Annotated in this window: 19 protein-coding genes; 16 read left to right on the forward strand and 3 right to left on the reverse strand. The window is 41.1% G+C overall.

Annotated elements, in window-relative coordinates; all coding sequences use genetic code 11:
* Nucleotides 1-55: 55 nt before the first annotated feature.
* The 9 genes from dltC (at nt 56) to DWX96_RS08715 (ending at nt 7163) form a co-directional block, all read left to right on the forward strand.
* Nucleotides 56-295, forward strand: a complete 240-nt coding sequence (gene dltC, locus DWX96_RS08675; RefSeq protein ID WP_117698553.1) for a D-alanine--poly(phosphoribitol) ligase subunit DltC — start codon at nt 56-58, stop codon at nt 293-295.
* Between the two features lie 2 nt (nt 296-297).
* Entirely contained in the window at nt 298-1494 is a 1197-nt protein-coding gene (gene dltD / locus DWX96_RS08680) for a D-alanyl-lipoteichoic acid biosynthesis protein DltD (protein ID WP_118057263.1), read from the forward strand.
* A complete protein-coding gene (locus DWX96_RS08685; protein WP_117698525.1) occupies nt 1463-1612 on the forward strand; it encodes a teichoic acid D-Ala incorporation-associated protein DltX in 150 nt (49 codons plus the stop codon). The genes dltD and DWX96_RS08685 overlap by 32 nt, the downstream gene beginning before the upstream one ends.
* Before the next feature lie 214 nt (nt 1613-1826).
* Nucleotides 1827-2978: an ABC transporter substrate-binding protein gene (locus tag DWX96_RS08690; protein ID WP_118057264.1), complete on the forward strand. Its 1152-nt coding sequence runs from the start codon at nt 1827-1829 to the stop codon at nt 2976-2978.
* Nucleotides 2979-3075: 97 nt separating this feature from the next.
* On the forward strand, nt 3076-3951 hold the full coding sequence (locus DWX96_RS08695; RefSeq protein ID WP_117698527.1) for a branched-chain amino acid ABC transporter permease: 876 nt from the start codon (nt 3076-3078) through the stop codon (nt 3949-3951).
* Nucleotides 3952-3960: 9 nt separating this feature from the next.
* Nucleotides 3961-5040, forward strand: coding sequence for a branched-chain amino acid ABC transporter permease (locus tag DWX96_RS08700; protein WP_118057337.1), 1080 nt, complete (start codon nt 3961-3963; stop codon nt 5038-5040).
* A gap of 1 nt (nt 5041) precedes the next feature.
* Nucleotides 5042-5800 carry an ABC transporter ATP-binding protein gene (locus DWX96_RS08705; RefSeq protein ID WP_022243456.1) on the forward strand — a complete coding sequence of 253 codons (759 nt, stop codon included), beginning with the start codon at nt 5042-5044 and terminating at the stop codon, nt 5798-5800.
* 13 nt (nt 5801-5813) lie between these two features.
* Nucleotides 5814-6524 carry an ABC transporter ATP-binding protein gene (locus DWX96_RS08710; RefSeq protein ID WP_117698529.1) on the forward strand — a complete coding sequence of 237 codons (711 nt, stop codon included), beginning with the start codon at nt 5814-5816 and terminating at the stop codon, nt 6522-6524.
* A 9-nt stretch (nt 6525-6533) separates the two neighbouring features.
* Nucleotides 6534-7163 (forward strand): cytidylate kinase-like family protein, encoded by a 630-nt coding sequence (locus tag DWX96_RS08715; RefSeq protein ID WP_117841843.1) that lies wholly within the window; start codon nt 6534-6536, stop codon nt 7161-7163.
* A 128-nt stretch (nt 7164-7291) separates the two neighbouring features.
* On the opposite strand, the gene DWX96_RS08720 is transcribed toward DWX96_RS08715, so the two are convergent.
* Both DWX96_RS08720 and DWX96_RS08725 read right to left on the reverse strand, forming a co-directional pair.
* Complete coding sequence (locus DWX96_RS08720) at nt 7292-7942, reverse strand: potassium channel family protein (protein ID WP_117698530.1); 651 nt, start codon at nt 7940-7942, stop codon at nt 7292-7294.
* Between the two features lie 33 nt (nt 7943-7975).
* Nucleotides 7976-9319: a TrkH family potassium uptake protein gene (locus DWX96_RS08725; protein ID WP_117698531.1), complete on the reverse strand. Its 1344-nt coding sequence runs from the start codon at nt 9317-9319 to the stop codon at nt 7976-7978.
* A gap of 302 nt (nt 9320-9621) precedes the next feature.
* Here DWX96_RS08725 and DWX96_RS08730 point away from each other — a divergent pair, with 302 nt between their 5' ends.
* Together DWX96_RS08730 and DWX96_RS08735 are read left to right on the forward strand one after the other, a co-directional pair.
* The gene (locus DWX96_RS08730) at nt 9622-10149 is read left to right on the forward strand and encodes a hypothetical protein (RefSeq protein ID WP_118057265.1); all 528 of its coding nucleotides are present in this window, start codon (nt 9622-9624) and stop codon (nt 10147-10149) included.
* 29 nt (nt 10150-10178) lie between these two features.
* Nucleotides 10179-10733, forward strand: a complete 555-nt coding sequence (locus DWX96_RS08735) for a DUF1653 domain-containing protein (protein WP_118057266.1) — start codon at nt 10179-10181, stop codon at nt 10731-10733.
* Here the strand turns inward: DWX96_RS08735 and DWX96_RS08740 are convergent.
* Nucleotides 10726-11181, reverse strand: coding sequence for a CYTH domain-containing protein (locus DWX96_RS08740; RefSeq protein WP_117698534.1), 456 nt, complete (start codon nt 11179-11181; stop codon nt 10726-10728). The genes DWX96_RS08735 and DWX96_RS08740 overlap by 8 nt on opposite strands.
* Nucleotides 11182-11374: 193 nt before the next feature.
* On the opposite strand from DWX96_RS08740, the gene DWX96_RS08745 reads away from it, so the two are divergent.
* The 5 genes from DWX96_RS08745 (at nt 11375) to clpX (ending at nt 15942) form a co-directional block, all read left to right on the forward strand.
* On the forward strand, nt 11375-11926 hold the full coding sequence (locus tag DWX96_RS08745; RefSeq protein WP_118057267.1) for a DJ-1 family glyoxalase III: 552 nt from the start codon (nt 11375-11377) through the stop codon (nt 11924-11926).
* Nucleotides 11927-12050: 124 nt separating this feature from the next.
* Nucleotides 12051-12266 carry an alpha/beta-type small acid-soluble spore protein gene (locus DWX96_RS08750; protein ID WP_022243446.1) on the forward strand — a complete coding sequence of 72 codons (216 nt, stop codon included), beginning with the start codon at nt 12051-12053 and terminating at the stop codon, nt 12264-12266.
* Between the two features lie 255 nt (nt 12267-12521).
* Nucleotides 12522-13862, forward strand: a complete 1341-nt coding sequence (gene tig, locus DWX96_RS08755) for a trigger factor (protein ID WP_117698535.1) — start codon at nt 12522-12524, stop codon at nt 13860-13862.
* Between the two features lie 115 nt (nt 13863-13977).
* Nucleotides 13978-14559 carry an ATP-dependent Clp endopeptidase proteolytic subunit ClpP gene (clpP, locus tag DWX96_RS08760; protein ID WP_022243444.1) on the forward strand — a complete coding sequence of 194 codons (582 nt, stop codon included), beginning with the start codon at nt 13978-13980 and terminating at the stop codon, nt 14557-14559.
* Between the two features lie 129 nt (nt 14560-14688).
* Nucleotides 14689-15942, forward strand: coding sequence for an ATP-dependent Clp protease ATP-binding subunit ClpX (gene clpX / locus DWX96_RS08765; RefSeq protein ID WP_117698536.1), 1254 nt, complete (start codon nt 14689-14691; stop codon nt 15940-15942).
* The last annotated feature ends 8 nt before the right edge of the window (nt 15943-15950 follow it).

The following is a 15950-nucleotide window of genomic DNA, read 5'->3' on the forward strand; positions in this document are numbered from 1 at the left end:
TTAGATGCAGAATCGTTTGCAAAGAAAAATAGAAAGAGAAAAAGGAGATTATAAGATGAAAGAAAAGATTTTGGATATTATTGAAAAAGTATGTGAGGATGACAGCATCCGGGAAGACCTTACGATGAATCTTTTTGAAGAGGATTTACTGGATTCCTTAAGCTTTGTAGCACTTCTGGTGGAACTTGAGGATAACCTTGGTGTTGTAATTTCACCATCGGAAGTAACAAGAGAGGATATGGATACACCGGAGAAAATTATCGCACTGGTAGAAGCGAAAGCACAGGAGAAGTAAGCATGAAAACGATAAAAGCATTTGCAGTTTCACTGCTGTTATGCGCACTTACGATAGTGGGACTGCATTTATACAGCGGCAGAGTTTTTTCGGCAGAGGGAAAAGCAGGCACCTGGGTCAGTGATGCAAAATCCCAAAGCGGCAGTACATTAAAGAAGATGGCTGCCGATGAAAATGCATTGCTGATATTCGGCTCTTCGGAGCTGCGGCATGGACAGGGCAGTGGATTCCATGGAGATACGATTTTTGATGGCGCGGATATGGATCCCATTTATGTAGGAAAAGCAGGGTATCAGAGCCTGACCCATGCCATTACGCTGGGCGCGGTGGGCAGTCAGGCAGCCAATAAGAAGGCAGTATTAATCGTTTCGCCCCAGTGGTTTAAAGAAAATGGAGTAAAATCCACGGCGTTTGAAGCTGCTTTTTCAGAAGAAGAATATATTGCATTGCTGGAAAACCCGGATATCAGTCAGGAAACCAAAGATTATATCAATGGCAGACTGCAAAATATCATGGCAGATAATGAAAACATGTCAGAAAGAGTAAAAAAGGCCCGGGAATGGTATCAGCCGAAGGATGATAATACAGCAGAACAACTAGGCTGGCTGGAGCAGAAAAAAGCAGATTTTCATAAGGTACTGTTGGAAGAAAAGAATAATTATAAAGTGATGGCAGAGGCACTGATGGATGGAATCAGCAATCATAGGAGCAAGGAAAGTGGTGCAAAGCTGTCACAGGCTACCTGGGAGCAGCTTCGAAAGGAAGCTGAAACAGAAGGACATAAGCTTTCGGATGGCAACGACTATGGCATGTTTGACAGCGTATATAAAGGAACTTACCAGACGCTGATTGCCAACGGAAAACACAAGAATCCGAAGTACACCTTGGATTCCATGGAGTTTTCGGATTTGGAATGTTTTCTGTCAATTTGCAGGGAGGAGGGAATCGAGCCTTTGGTAGTAATCCTTCCTTTTAACGGATACTGGTATGATTATACGGAGCTGACGGCAGAAGAGCGGGACGCATTTTATGAAAAGATAAAAAGCATTGCAGAAGATTATGGTGCGCAGTGTGCCGATTTAAGTGGAAATGAATATACGGAGTATTACTTTGAGGATAATTCCCATCCAGCATTGAAAGGACTGGTAGATTTAAATGAAGCGATTTATGAATTTTATCGGAAAGATAAGACAGAATGAGAAGGCAGTATTTCTTGGTAAAGTGATTTTCTTTTACCTGCTGCTGATGATTCTATGGATGCATTTTATGCTGGCAAAGGATTCTGCAGCACCGGCGTTTATTTATGAGCAGTTTTAAACTATACCGGTTTGGAATGCGATATATAACCCGTGGTTATATATTAAAATAAATCAACCTAGTAAAATCAATGCGTCTTTAGCACTTTAACGCGGCAAAGCATATGAAAAACCTAGAAAAATCAAGGAGTAGCAGGGAAAATGAGTATTGCTTTTCAAATTTTCATGTAGTAAGATAAGGCACATGAAACCTAGGAGTTAAAGGAGGAACTATTATGAAGAAAAAAATAGTCAGTGTAATACTGGTCGCAGCGATGGCAGTTGGATGCCTTGCAGGTTGTGGCTCAAAAGAAGCAAAAAATGAAGATGCATTCTATATCGGAGGAATTGGACCGGTTACCGGTGATGCAGCAATTTACGGAACAGCCGTTCAGAACGGTGCACAGATTGCTGTCGATGAGATTAATGAAGCCGGTGGAATTAACGGTCATCAGATTGAATATAATTTCCAGGATGATCAGGGAGACCCTGAAAAAGCAGCAAACGCATACAACACCTTAAAAGACTGGGGTATGCAGGTATTAATGGGAACTGTTACAACAGGTCCTTGTGTATCTGTGGCAGATTTAACTGCAGCAGATAATATGTTCCAGATTACACCATCTGCATCATCTACAGATGTAATCAAGAACGACAATGTATTCCAGGTATGCTTTACAGACCCTGCACAGGGAACAAAATCCGCACAGTATATTGGTGAGAATAACCTTGCCAAGAAAGTGGCAATTATTTACAATAGTTCAGATATCTATTCATCAGGTATCGAAGCAAAATTCGTAGAAGAAGCAGCAAACCAGAACTTTGAGGTAGTTGCAGAAGAAGCATTTACTGCAGATTCCAAGACAGATTTTTCTACACAGTTACAGAAAGCAAAAGATGCAGAAGCAGATTTGGTATTCCTTCCAATCTACTATACAGAAGCATCTATTATCTTAACCCAGGCAGATTCTATGGGATATGCACCGACATTCTTCGGATGCGACGGTATGGACGGAATCTTAGGTGTTAAGAACTTTGATACTTCTTTAGCAGAAGGACTTATGTTATTAACACCGTTTGCAGCAGATTCGAAAGATGAAAAAACTGCAAACTTCGTTTCTAAATATGAAGAGAAATATAAAGATACACCAAACCAGTTTGCAGCGGATGCTTATGATGCAATTTATGCAATCAAAGCAGCATTGGAAGAAGCAAATGCAACACCGGATATGAGTGCTTCTGATATTTGTGATTTATTAAAAGATGCAATTACAAAAGTCAGCATTGATGGTGCAACAGGTAGCGGAATGACATGGTCAGCAACTGGTGAAGTAAACAAAGATCCTAAAGCGGTTGTAATTCAGAATGGTGAATACGTAGGAATGTAATGTATTTTATCAGATAAGCCAAAGAGGGGTTGCCAATGGCAGCCCCTTTTATGTATTATAGAGGTATATATTCTAAGAGAAAGCAAGAGGTGTTGTTATGAGATTCATAACGTATTTAATCAACGGTATCAGCCTTGGCAGCATCTATGCAATCATTGCACTGGGTTACACCATGGTGTATGGAATTGCTAAGATGCTGAATTTTGCCCATGGTGATGTTATCATGATTGGCTGCTATGTCGTATTTATGACAATGAGCGGCATGAACATGAACCCGCTTTTGAGCGTAATCCTTGCAGTTGTAGTCTGCACTGTGCTTGGCGTGATAATTGAAAAGGTGGCATATAAGCCTTTGCGTAAGGCATCTCCACTGGCAGTATTGATTACCGCAATTGGTGTCAGCTATTTGCTGCAGAATATTGCATTACTGATATTTGGTGCAGATACCAAATCCTTTAGTTCTGTGGTTCCACTGCAGAATATCAAGATTGGCGGAATTACCATAACCGGTGTTACGGTAGTGGCAGTCCTGGCATGTATTGTTATCATGATTGGTCTGATGATTTTTATTAAAAAGACAAAAGCAGGACAGGCAATGCTGGCAGTATCTGAGGATAAGGATGCAGCACAGCTTATGGGGGTAAATGTAAACGGGACAATTTCACTTACTTTCGCAATTGGTTCCGGACTTGCGGCAATTGCAGGTGTGTTACTGTGTTCAGCATATCCGACACTGACTCCATATACCGGCGCTATGCCTGGTATCAAAGCATTTACTGCAGCTGTATTTGGTGGAATCGGTTCCATTCCGGGAGCATTTATCGGAGGAATCCTTCTTGGTATTATCGAAATCTTAGGAAAAGCTTATATTTCTTCACAGCTTTCCGATGCTATCGTTTTTGCCGTGTTGATTATTGTGTTATTGGTTAAGCCTACCGGTATTCTTGGTAAGCCAATCCATGAGAAAGTGTAGGTGGCAGGAATGAGTAAAATGAATTTTAAAACAATGAAGAAGACAACAAAGAGTAATCTGATTACATATGCTATGGTAATCGTCATTTTTGCCGTAGTACAGATTCTGGTAGCAACCGGAAGCATGTCCAGTCTGATGCAGGGACTTTTGGTACCACTTTGTACTTATTCTATCGTTGCAATCGGATTGAACCTCTGTGTAGGCTATCTGGGTGAATTAAGTCTTGGTCATGCAGGCTTTATGTGTGTCGGCGCATTTTCCAGTGCTTTCTTTACCAGATGTATGGAAAATTCACCGATGAATCCAACCCTGCGTTTTATCATCGCTTTATTAATCGGAACTGCTGTTGCAGCATTCTTTGGATTCTTAATCGGAATTCCGGTACTTCGTTTAAGAGGCGATTACCTTGCAATCGTAACCCTGGCATTTGGAGAGATTATCAAGAATGTCATCAATGTTCTTTATGTAGGCAAAGATGAAAACGGTCTGCATTTTGCTATCAATGACAACAAGACTCTTAATATGTCGGGAACCGGAGAAATGATTATCGATGGTGCAAAGGGAATCACCGGAACACCAAGACAGTCTACTTTCTTAATCGGTGTTATTTTAATTCTGGTTGCATTGTTTGTAGTATTTAATCTGGTTAATTCCAGAAGCGGCCGTGCTATCATGGCAATCCGTGATAACCGTATTGCAGCAGAATCCGTTGGCATTAATATTACAAAGTTTAAACTGATGGCATTTACTATTTCAGCAGCAATCGCAGGAGCAGGCGGAGTGCTTTATGCACATAACCTTTCCAGCCTGATTGCCCAGCCGGCAAACTTTGGATACAATATGTCCATCATGATTCTGGTATTTGTCGTACTCGGTGGAATGGGAAGCTTCCGTGGTTCCATTATTGCAGCCGTAGTACTGACCATGCTTCCGGAAGTATTGCGTGGACTGCGTGATTACCGTATGCTGATTTACGCAATTGTTCTGATTGCAATGATGCTCTTTAACTGGGCACCGGCAGCAATTACCTGGAGACAGACACATTCTTTGAAGAATTTATTTGCAAAGAAAACGAAGGAGGTACAATAAGATGGCAATGTTAGAAGTAAAGAATCTTGGAATTTCCTTCGGTGGACTCCGGGCGGTAGACGGATTTGAAATGCAGATTGAAAAAGGTCAGTTATACGGACTGATTGGACCGAACGGTGCAGGTAAAACAACCGTATTTAATATGCTTACCGGTGTATACAAACCGGATGATGGAAGCATTGTACTGGATGGAAAAGATATTACCGGAAAGAAAACCATAGATATTAATAAAGCCGGAATTGCAAGAACCTTCCAGAATATCCGCCTTTTTAAAGACCAGTCCGTGCTGGATAATGTAAAAGTCGGACTGCATAATCATCATACTTATTCTACTTTAACCGGAATCCTAAGACTTCCGAAGTATTTTAAAGTAGAAGCAGAGATGAATGAAAAGGCAATGGAGCTGTTAAAGGTATTTGGTCTTGAGGATGAAGCAGATTATCTGGCATCCAATCTTCCGTATGGTAAACAGCGTAAACTGGAGATTGCAAGAGCACTGGCAACTGAACCAAAACTTCTGCTTTTAGATGAGCCGGCAGCCGGCATGAACCCAAATGAAACCAAAGAATTAATGGATACCATCCGCTTTGTAAGGGATGAATTTGATATGACCATTCTTCTGATTGAACATGATATGAAACTGGTATCCGGTATCTGTGAGAAACTGACTGTATTGAACTTCGGCCAGGTACTGGCAAGCGGAAATACCAGTGACGTATTGAATAATCCACAGGTTATCAAGGCATATCTGGGCGAATAGGAGGGATGATAAAATGGCAATGCTTGAAATAAAAGATTTGGAAGTATATTACGGCGTGATTCAGGCAATTAAAGGGATTTCCTTTGATGTCAATGAAGGAGAAGTCATTGCATTAATCGGAGCCAATGGTGCAGGTAAGACAACTACACTGCAGACAATCACCGGAATGCTCAGTGCCAAAAAGGGAAGCATTCTTTTTGAAGGAACAGATATCACCAAGGTTCCGGGACACAAGATTGTATCCATGGGAATGGCACATGTTCCGGAAGGAAGACGTGTATTTGCAGAGCTTTCTGTATATGAGAACCTAAAGCTGGGTGCATATACCAGAAAAGATAAGCAGGAAATTGCAGAGTCTTTAGAGCGTGTATACAAGAGCTTTCCAAGATTAAAGGAACGTAAGAATCAGCTGGCTGGAACCTTAAGTGGTGGCGAACAGCAGATGCTTGCCATGGGCCGGGCGTTGATGAGTAAGCCGAGGATCATCCTTATGGATGAGCCGTCCATGGGATTGTCTCCAATCTTTGTAGAAGAGATTTTTAACATTATCAAAGAAATATCTGCATCCGGTACAACTGTTCTATTGGTAGAACAGAATGCAAAGAAAGCATTATCGATTGCAGACCGTGCATATGTACTGGAAACAGGTAAAATTGTATTGAGCGGTGATGCCAAAGAGCTTATGAATAATGAGTCTATTAAAAAGGCATATTTAGGAGAGTAGGTGTTAAATATGAAACATACGGTAATAACCATTGCAAGAAGTTATGGAAGCGGCGGAAGAACGCTGGGTAAGAAGCTGGCAGAAGAACTTGGAATTCATTGCTATGACCGTGAGTTAATAAGAATGGCTTCTGATGAAAGCGGAATCAATGAGGCATTGTTTGGAGAGGCAGATGAGAAACTGCGTAAGATGCCACTGTTTCGTATTGCGAAGAAAGCATATCATGGGGAAGTGCTTCCACCGGATAGTGATGAGTTTGTATCCAACGACAATCTCTTTAACTATCAGGCGAAAATTATCCGTGAGGTAGCCAAAGAAGAGTCCTGTATTATTATCGGACGTTGTGCGGATTATGTTTTAAAAGATTGTGATTATGTAAAGAGTCTGTTTTTCTACGCACCGCGTAAGGACTGCATTGAACGTGTCATGCAGCAGAATGGTGGAACTAAGAAGGATATTGAAAAGAAGATAGACACCATTGATAAGTATCGCGCAGATTATTACAAATACTATACCGGCAGGGAGTGGAACGATGCCAGAAATTACGATTTCTGTCTGGACACTACATCCTTAAGTTATGAGAAGCTGGTACAGGTTGTAAAAGCATATTTAGAAATCAGTGAGGCAGAGGAGCCTTAGGAACAATATTGTAGCAGAATATGAGAAAGAAGAGGTATCTGATGATTCGGGCATCGGATACCTCTTCTTTCAATGCTTATGCGGGTAGTGGGAAAACGCTGGACTTGTAAAGAATGTTTTCTGTAGTTTTACAGTTTCTTTAAAATTTTATCGATGTCATTTCTGTGGCCTAATATCATCAGATGGTCCGTGTCTTTAAAAATATAATTGGCATCCGGCAGCAGGCTCATGACACCATCTGTTTTAATACCGATGATATTGGCATGATAGCAGGCACGGAAATTTAGATCCTTAATACTCTTTCCAATCCATTCTGGTAATGGCGGAATCTCATAAATGGAGAAGCCACCGCCTAATTCAAAGTAGTCAAAGACCTGGTCGGCAGAGAAACGGACTGCAGTTTTTTCAGCGATATCCCGGTCAGGGTAGATAACTTCGTCAGCACCGTTCCGCAGTAGAAATTTGGCATGAATATCACGGTTTGCTTTGCTTACGACATATCTGGCACCCATTTCCTTAAGCAGGCTTGTAATCTCTAAGCTGCTCTGGAAATTACTTCCGATACAGACAAAGCAGACGTCAAAATTGCCAACACCTAAAGTGGCAAGTACTTTTTCATTGGTGCAGTCGCCAATTTTTGCACTGGTGACAAAAGAGAGAACATCTTCCATTACGGCTTCATTCTCGTCCACAACCATAATCTCATTATCCAGTTTGGATAAGTCTTTGCAAAGGTGAGTGCCAAATCGGCCCAGTCCAATAATTAAAAATGATTTCATAGAATCCTCCTAGTATAATCAAGATATTTGATATTAACCGACATTGATTTTTTCTACCGGCTGCATCACATGCGCAATCCTTTTCTTATCCGTAAATGATAAGGCAAAGGAAAGGCTTCCCAGTCGTCCTAAATACATTAACAGAATTAGAATGATATGACAGCTGGTACTAAGGCTGCTTGTAATACCGGTTGACATTCCGACAGTGTCAAGAGCTGAAAATGCTTCAAAAGCCACATCAATGACTGGATAACCGGAAATAGCAGTAATTGCCAGTGTGGCGCTGAGTGCCAGCGTCAACTGGAACATAAGGACGACGACTGATTTGGTGATAACAGATTCTTCCAGTCTGCGTCCGAAAATATTTGTTCCGGTAGTACGGGTTAAGGTGGAACGTACGGATAACAATAGAACAAATATGGTTGTAACCTTTACACCGCCGGCGGTAGAACCCGGGGCACCACCGATAAACATAAATACAATAGAAAGAAATTTACTGCTTTCGCTTAACGCACCATTATCAACAGCGTTAAAACCGGCAGTTCGTGGGGTAACAGTACAGAAGAAAGAATTCAAAAGCTGTTCTCCGAAACTCATACCGGCAAATAAGCGGTTATGCTCAAAAAGATAAAAGAGCAGCGTGCCGCCAAAGAGGCAGACTGCAGTAGCACTTAAAACCATTTTGGTCTGCAGGGCATAGTGGCGGCAATGCAGCCCGTGTTCCCTAAGGTCATTCCATACAAAGAAACCAATACCACCAATCAGGATCAGGGCACTGATGGTAAGAATTACTATAGGATCATTGTAGAATCTGGTAATGGATGAAAATGGACTGTAACGCCCCATTAAATCGAATCCTGCATTACAAAAGGCTGAAATAGAATGGAAGATACCATAATAGATGGCATGTAAAACATCCATGTCTTTCAGAAAACGCAGTGTAAGAATGAATGCACCCGACATTTCAAAAAGAAACGTGCCTCCGATGACACGGCGGACAAGCCGCACGACACCGCCGATTTCAAGGGTGTTTAAACTTTCTTTAATAAGACCACGCTGTTTCAGCCCGATTTTCTTGCGTAACATCAAAGAAACAGTAATACCAATGGTGATAAAACCAAGACCACCAATCTGAATCAGAACTAATAAAACAAGCTGTCCGAAAATGCTCCAGTGGGTAAAGGTGTCAACCAGAACCAGACCGGTTACACAGGTAGCACTGGTTGAGGTGAAAAGGGCAGTTATAAATGGAGTCCATTCACCATTCCGGCTGGAAACCGGAAGCATCAGAAGTATGGTTCCGATAAAGATGAGCAATAGAAAACCAAGCGCTATCATCTGTGTACCGGACATACGTTTTTCAAATTTCCCAAACATAATAAAATTCCTATTCCTGATTTAAATAATTTTCGATAAATCTTATTTATCTATTATAGTAATTTTACTCCGTTTTGTCCATTGCCAAATGGAGAAAGGCAGTGTCCCTTGCAGGCTTTATCTGCATCCGTACTCGACAGACAGTCCTGTGATTGTGTCAAAGCAACGAAAAGACAGTCTGACAGCAAGAAAAAATTATAGAATGAGTTGTTGTCTTAGCTGGTTTGTTTGAGTATAATAAAATAATAGGGTAAACTTGAAAAGAAAAAACTCAAAAAGGAAAGAAAAAGGAAGGTTTTTATATGGGACTTTTTATTGTATTTATCATTATTATCATATATGTTGCTTTGTCCCAGAGTGTAAAGCAAAGCAATAATCAAAACAGGCGTGGAAATAATCCGGCAAAGGGGCGGCCGCCACAGCAGATATATCGTCCGCAGATGAACCAGCCACAGCGTACATATCAGCAGGTGCCAAACCAGCAGCATACATATCAGCAGACCATGAACCAGCCACAACGGGCATATCAGCAGGCACCAGTCCAGCCGCATCCCATGTATCAGCAGGCACCTGATCCGCAGATGAACAGACAGCAGGCACAGCAGCAGTTAAAGAACCGGCTGGCGGAAAAATATCAGTCTGCAGCGGCAGAGGAAATGTCTGCCATGGAAGTAATAGAACCGATGGAATTTACTTATGATATTCCACAAAGTGATAATATGAAGAAAGTGCAGGAGCTGATGGTAACTGGCTTCAGCGGCAATCTGAATTTTGAAAGAGATTTTGTGGCAGAAGGAATTGAAATGTTAAACCGTTTTGAATTACAGTAAAGAGCATAGATAAGTGGAGGATGACAGCAATGGAAGACAGAAGACCGGCAACCGGGGAGATTTACAGACATTTTAAAGGAAAATTATATCAGATTGTAGCCATAGCAACACACAGCGAAACAAGAGAAGAACTGGTGATTTATCAGGCACTTTACGGAGCTTATAAAGTATATGCAAGACCGCTTGCCATGTTTGTAAGCGAAGTTGATCATGAGAAATATCCGGCAGCAGAGCAGAAATACAGATTTGAAAAAGTAAAACTGCAGGAAGAAGCAACTCCACAGGAAGCGGTAAAGGTTAGTCAGGAGACAACACAGCCGCAGGCAACAGCCCAGCCGCAGGGAACTTCAGAATCCGAAGAGCAGGCGAATCCGTTCCTGTTGCGTTTCTTAGATGCAGATACTTATGAGGAGAAATATAAGATTTTAAATGAGATGGAAAATGATATTACAGACCGTCTGATTAATGATTTTTCCGTAGTATTGGATGTGGTGATTCCGGAAGGAGATTTAACCGACCGTTATATACAGTTAAAGCAGTGCGTGGCAACCATGTGCCGTTATGAGACTACCCGCCTTAGGTAGGCAATCCCACACGACTCAAAGTGCTGTTGTGATAATCAGAGGAGAAGGTGACATCTTTCCCAAACCACTTCGGTGGAAGGAAGGATTCAGCTTCTTCTTTTGTTTCAAATTCCACTTCGGCTAATTTCAACGGAGCAAGGTCTCCTTCGAAAATATCAAGCTCAATGGTCAGCCTGCCAGTCAATGGAATCAGATAGCGCTTCTTGGAAATGATAATACCATCTGCTTTTTGAATCAGATGCCGGTAAGCCTCTTCATTCAGAGGAAGATTATATTCTTCCCGCACCATAAGACCGGAGCCTTTGTAAGTAAGAATATATTTGTCATTGGAGCGGCGCACCCGCACTACAGGGTCCGTATTGAGATACCCCTGCTCAATGACTTTGCAGGAATAGTCTTTTAAATCAAAAGGAATCTCATCAATTAAATATTTACGTTCAATTTCCATAATAGCCTCCATATAGTCAGGAAAATAATGATACATTTATTGTAAAATATTTTAAAATCCACTGCAACCATGGAATTGAAAAAGCGCAGTAACCATGCTAACATAAGAGACAGCATAGAAAAATTTCGTGTTAGAAAATTTAATATCAGAAAATGTAATATCAGAAGAGAATAGAAAACAGGAGGAAGATAATATGAAGAAAATCGGAATTTTTATGGCGGATGGCTGTGAAGAGATTGAAGGACTTACCGTAGTGGATGTGGTACGCAGAGCAGGAATTGCGATTGATATGATTTCCATTACCGGAAAGAAAGAAGTGGCAGGAGCCCACGGAATTACGTTTGCAGCAGATGTACTGGCAGAGGAAGCTGATTTTGACAGCTATGATGGAATTGTACTGCCGGGCGGAATGCCTGGAACCTTAAATCTCGGAAAGCATGAAATTGTAAAGAAAGTGATTACATCTTATGCAGCAGGCGGCAAACTTACTGCAGCAATCTGTGCTGCACCAAGCGTATTGGGTGAGAATGGAATATTAGAGGGTAAACATGCAGTCAGCTATCCTGGTTTTGAAGAAAAGCTTCTTGGAGCCAAGGTCGGAGCAGAAAAAGTTGCAGTAGATGGCAACATCGTTACCAGCCGGGGCATGGGAACAGCCATTGAATTTGCCATGGCTATTGTAAAGTGGCTGGATCCACAGGCAGATATTGATGCGATGGAAGCAAATATCATGTATTTTAAATAAAAATAACCAGAACTTACCAACATAATTTATTCTCTGGAAGCCATACTAAAAACAGGATAAGCAACTAACAAAAGCTTATCTGAAAATAGATAACAAAGAGAAGAAACTATGGAGGTAGAAACAAATGAGCGGAACAAACAGTTCTAATTCAAGTAACCAGATGGCAGTGCCACAGGCAAAAGAGGCAATGCACCGTTTTAAACAGGAGGTTGCATCTGAAATCGGAGTACCTTTAAAAGAGGGATACAACGGTGACCTGACATCCAGACAGGCTGGCTCTATCGGTGGAGAAATGGTTAAGAAAATGATCATGAGACAGGAAGAGCAGATGTCTAAATAAGAAGAAAGACAAAAAGCCTTCGGGAAAAGCGCGAAAGTGCATTTCCCGGGGGCTTTTTACATGACTGTCACCAATTGAAATCGGGTTAAAATCTTGTACAGAAAAAAAAGCTAGTAATTTTACAAACGGTGTGTTATAATCTCTAAATGACTGTTAGTAGCTCTAAGTATGCCTATTTTTAGGGAGCAGTCGTAAGATAAGAAAATATTTGTACATGTATATTTTATATATAGTTATAAGGAGGAAGAAACAAGAATGAGTGTACAGGTTGAAAATTTAGAGAAAAATATGGTAAAGCTTACAATTGAAGTGGCAGAAGATAAAGTGGCAGAGGCTTTGAAAGCTGCATACAATAAGCAGAAAAACAAAATCAGCATCCCTGGATTCCGTAAAGGAAAAGTTCCAATGGCTATGGTAGAGAAAATGTATGGTCCGGAAATCTTCTATGAAGATGCTGCAAATATCATGATGCAGGAAGCTTATCCGGCAGCTATCGATGAGAGCGGTGTAGATATCGTTTCCCAGCCAACGGTTGATGTGGTTCAGTTAGAAAAAGGAAAACCATTCATCTTCACAGCAGAAGTTGCAAAGAGACCAGAAGTTAAACTTGGCAAATATAATGGTGTAACTGTAACAAAGATTGATACATCCGTATCTGATGAAGAAGTTGCAGAAGCATTAGAGAGAGAAAGAAATAACAATGCAAGAACTGTAACTGTAACAGACAGACCTGTTGCAGAAGGTGATACAGCAGTTATCGACTACGAAGGATTCGTAGACGGTGTCGCATTTGAAGGTGGAAAAGGAGAGAATCATCCATTAGAGATCGGTTCCCATTCCTTCATCGATACATTCGAAGATCAGTTAGTAGGAAAGAACACTGGCGATGAGGTAGAAGTAAACGTTACATTCCCGAAGGAATATCATGCAGAAGATTTAGCTGGAAAACCAGCAGTATTCAAAGTTAAGATTAACGAGATTAAGACAAAAGAACTTCCAGAGTTAAACGATGAGTTCGCATCTGATGTTTCTGAGTTCGAAACCTTAGAAGAGTACAAAGAGAGCGTGAAGAAGAACTTAGAAGAGACCAAAGAGAACAATGCAAAACGTACCAAAGAGGACGAAGCAATCAAGAAGATTATCGAGAAATCTGAGATGGAAATCCCGGATGCAATGATTGAATCACAGGTACAGAATATGATTCAGGAATTTGCCCAGAGACTTGCACAGCAGGGATTAAGCTTTGACCAGTATATGCAGTTCTCCGGAATGACTATGGACAAGATGAAAGAACAGGTTCGTCCGGAAGCATTAACAAGAATCCAGAGCAGCTTAGTATTAGAGCAGATTGCAAAAGAAGAAAACTTCGAGATTACAGAAGATGATGTAAATGCTGAAATTGAGAAGATGGCAAAAGCATACGGAATGGAAGCGGATAAGCTCAAAGAGTATGTTGGCGATAACGAGAAAGAATCCATGAAACGTGATATTGCGATTGAAAAAGCAGTTCAGTTCATTATGGACAATGTAAAAGAAAGAGCAAAAGCTAAGACTAAGAAAGAAAAAGAAGCAGAAGCAGCTAATGCAGAAGCATAAGAGAAGCACGTAAAGAGACAGACTGACTTGGAATCAGGTCGGTCTGTTTTACGCAAATCACTTGAAACAGAGATAAAGTTGCAGCAGAATGTATGGTAGAAATGGAGGTTATCATATGAGTTTAGTACCTTATGTCATTGAACAGACCAGCAGAGGAGAGCGTAGTTACGACATATACTCCAGATTATTAAAGGATAGAATTATTTTCCTTGGTGAAGAGGTAAATGAGACCACAGCCAGTCTGGTAGTGGCACAGCTTTTATTCTTAGAGTCCGAAGATCCGGGAAAAGACATTCAGTTATACATCAATTCTCCGGGTGGAATTGTAACAGGCGGATTGGCAATTTATGATACCATGCAGTATATCAAATGTGATGTATCTACAATTTGTATCGGACTTGCAGCCAGCATGGGTGCATTCCTGTTGTCCGGTGGAACAAAAGGAAAGAGATTTGCATTACCAAATGCAGAGATTATGATACATCAGCCTTCCGGTGGAGCAAAAGGACAGGCAACTGAGATTCAGATTGCAGCAGAGAATATCTTAAAGACCAAGAAACGTTTGAACGAGATTTTAGCTGCAAATACCGGAAAGCCATATGATGTAATTGCCGCAGATACAGAGCGTGACTATTATATGTCCGCAGAAGAGGCAAAGGAGTATGGCCTGATTGACGGTGTAATTACAGCAAGATAAGAGAAATAAGAAAGAGGCTGTCTCTGGGCGGATTATCCGAAGCACATATGCGGAATTCGACTACGGGCAGCCTTTACCTTTTTTACGAAGGATTTAGAAAAGATAGATGGAAATAATCGAGGTGGAAAGATGGCAGGAAGAAATAGCGAGGACAAAATCAGATGTTCCTTTTGCGGAAAATCACAGGATCAGGTACGCAAGCTGATTGCAGGACCAAACGGTGCATATATCTGTGATGAATGCGTGGACATCTGTGCAGAAATCATAGAGGAGGAATTCGAAGATGAGGAGATTTCCGGAAAAGGAAAGGAAGATTTAGAAGAAATCAACCTGATTAAACCGGAAGAGATGAAGAAATTTTTAGATGAATATGTAATCGGTCAGGACGAAGCCAAAAAAGTCCTCTCTGTAGCCGTATATAATCACTATAAAAGAATTACTTCTGATGTAGATATGAATGATGTGGAATTGCAGAAGAGTAACATTCTGATGTTAGGACCGACCGGTTCCGGTAAGACCCTTCTGGCACAGACACTGGCAAGAGTCTTAAATGTACCGTTTGCCATTGCAGATGCCACCACATTAACAGAAGCAGGCTATGTCGGTGAAGACGTAGAGAATATCCTTCTGAAACTGATTCAGGCAGCAGATTACAATATCGAGCGCGCCCAGTGCGGTATTATTTACATCGATGAGATTGATAAGATTACGAAGAAATCTGAAAATGTATCCATTACCAGAGATGTGTCCGGTGAAGGTGTACAGCAGGCATTATTAAAAATCTTAGAGGGAACTGTGGCTTCCGTTCCACCACAGGGTGGAAGAAAGCATCCACAGCAGGAATTAATCCAGATTGATACTACGAATATTTTATTTATCTGTGGTGGAGCATTTGATGGATTAGAGAAGATTATCGAGCAGCGTATGGATCAGAAATCCATCGGCTTTAACGCAGATATTGCAGACCGTACCGAGCGTAATCTGAGCGAAGTCTTAAAGCAGGTACTGCCGGGAGATTTTATTAAATTCGGTCTGATTCCGGAGTTTATCGGACGTGTTCCGGTAAATGTATCCTTAGAGCAGCTAGATAAGGAAGCGTTAATCCGTATCTTAAAGGAGCCGAAGAATTCACTGATTAAGCAGTATAAGAAGCTGTTTGAAATTGACGGTGTAGAGCTGGAATTTGAAGATGATGCAGTAGAAGCAATTGCAGAGAAATCCTTAGCCCGTAAGACCGGTGCCCGTGGACTTCGTGCAATTATGGAAGATACCATGATGGATTTAATGTATCAGATTCCTTCTGATGAGAGTATTGTAAAATGCACCATTACAAAAGAAACGGTAGAAGACAAGAAAGCGGAGATAGAATATCGTAACGCATAAAAAAGAGG

This window comes from Roseburia sp. AF22-2LB, from assembly GCF_003461125.1.
Classification (GTDB): Bacteria; Bacillota; Clostridia; order Lachnospirales; family Lachnospiraceae; genus Roseburia_C; species Roseburia_C amylophila.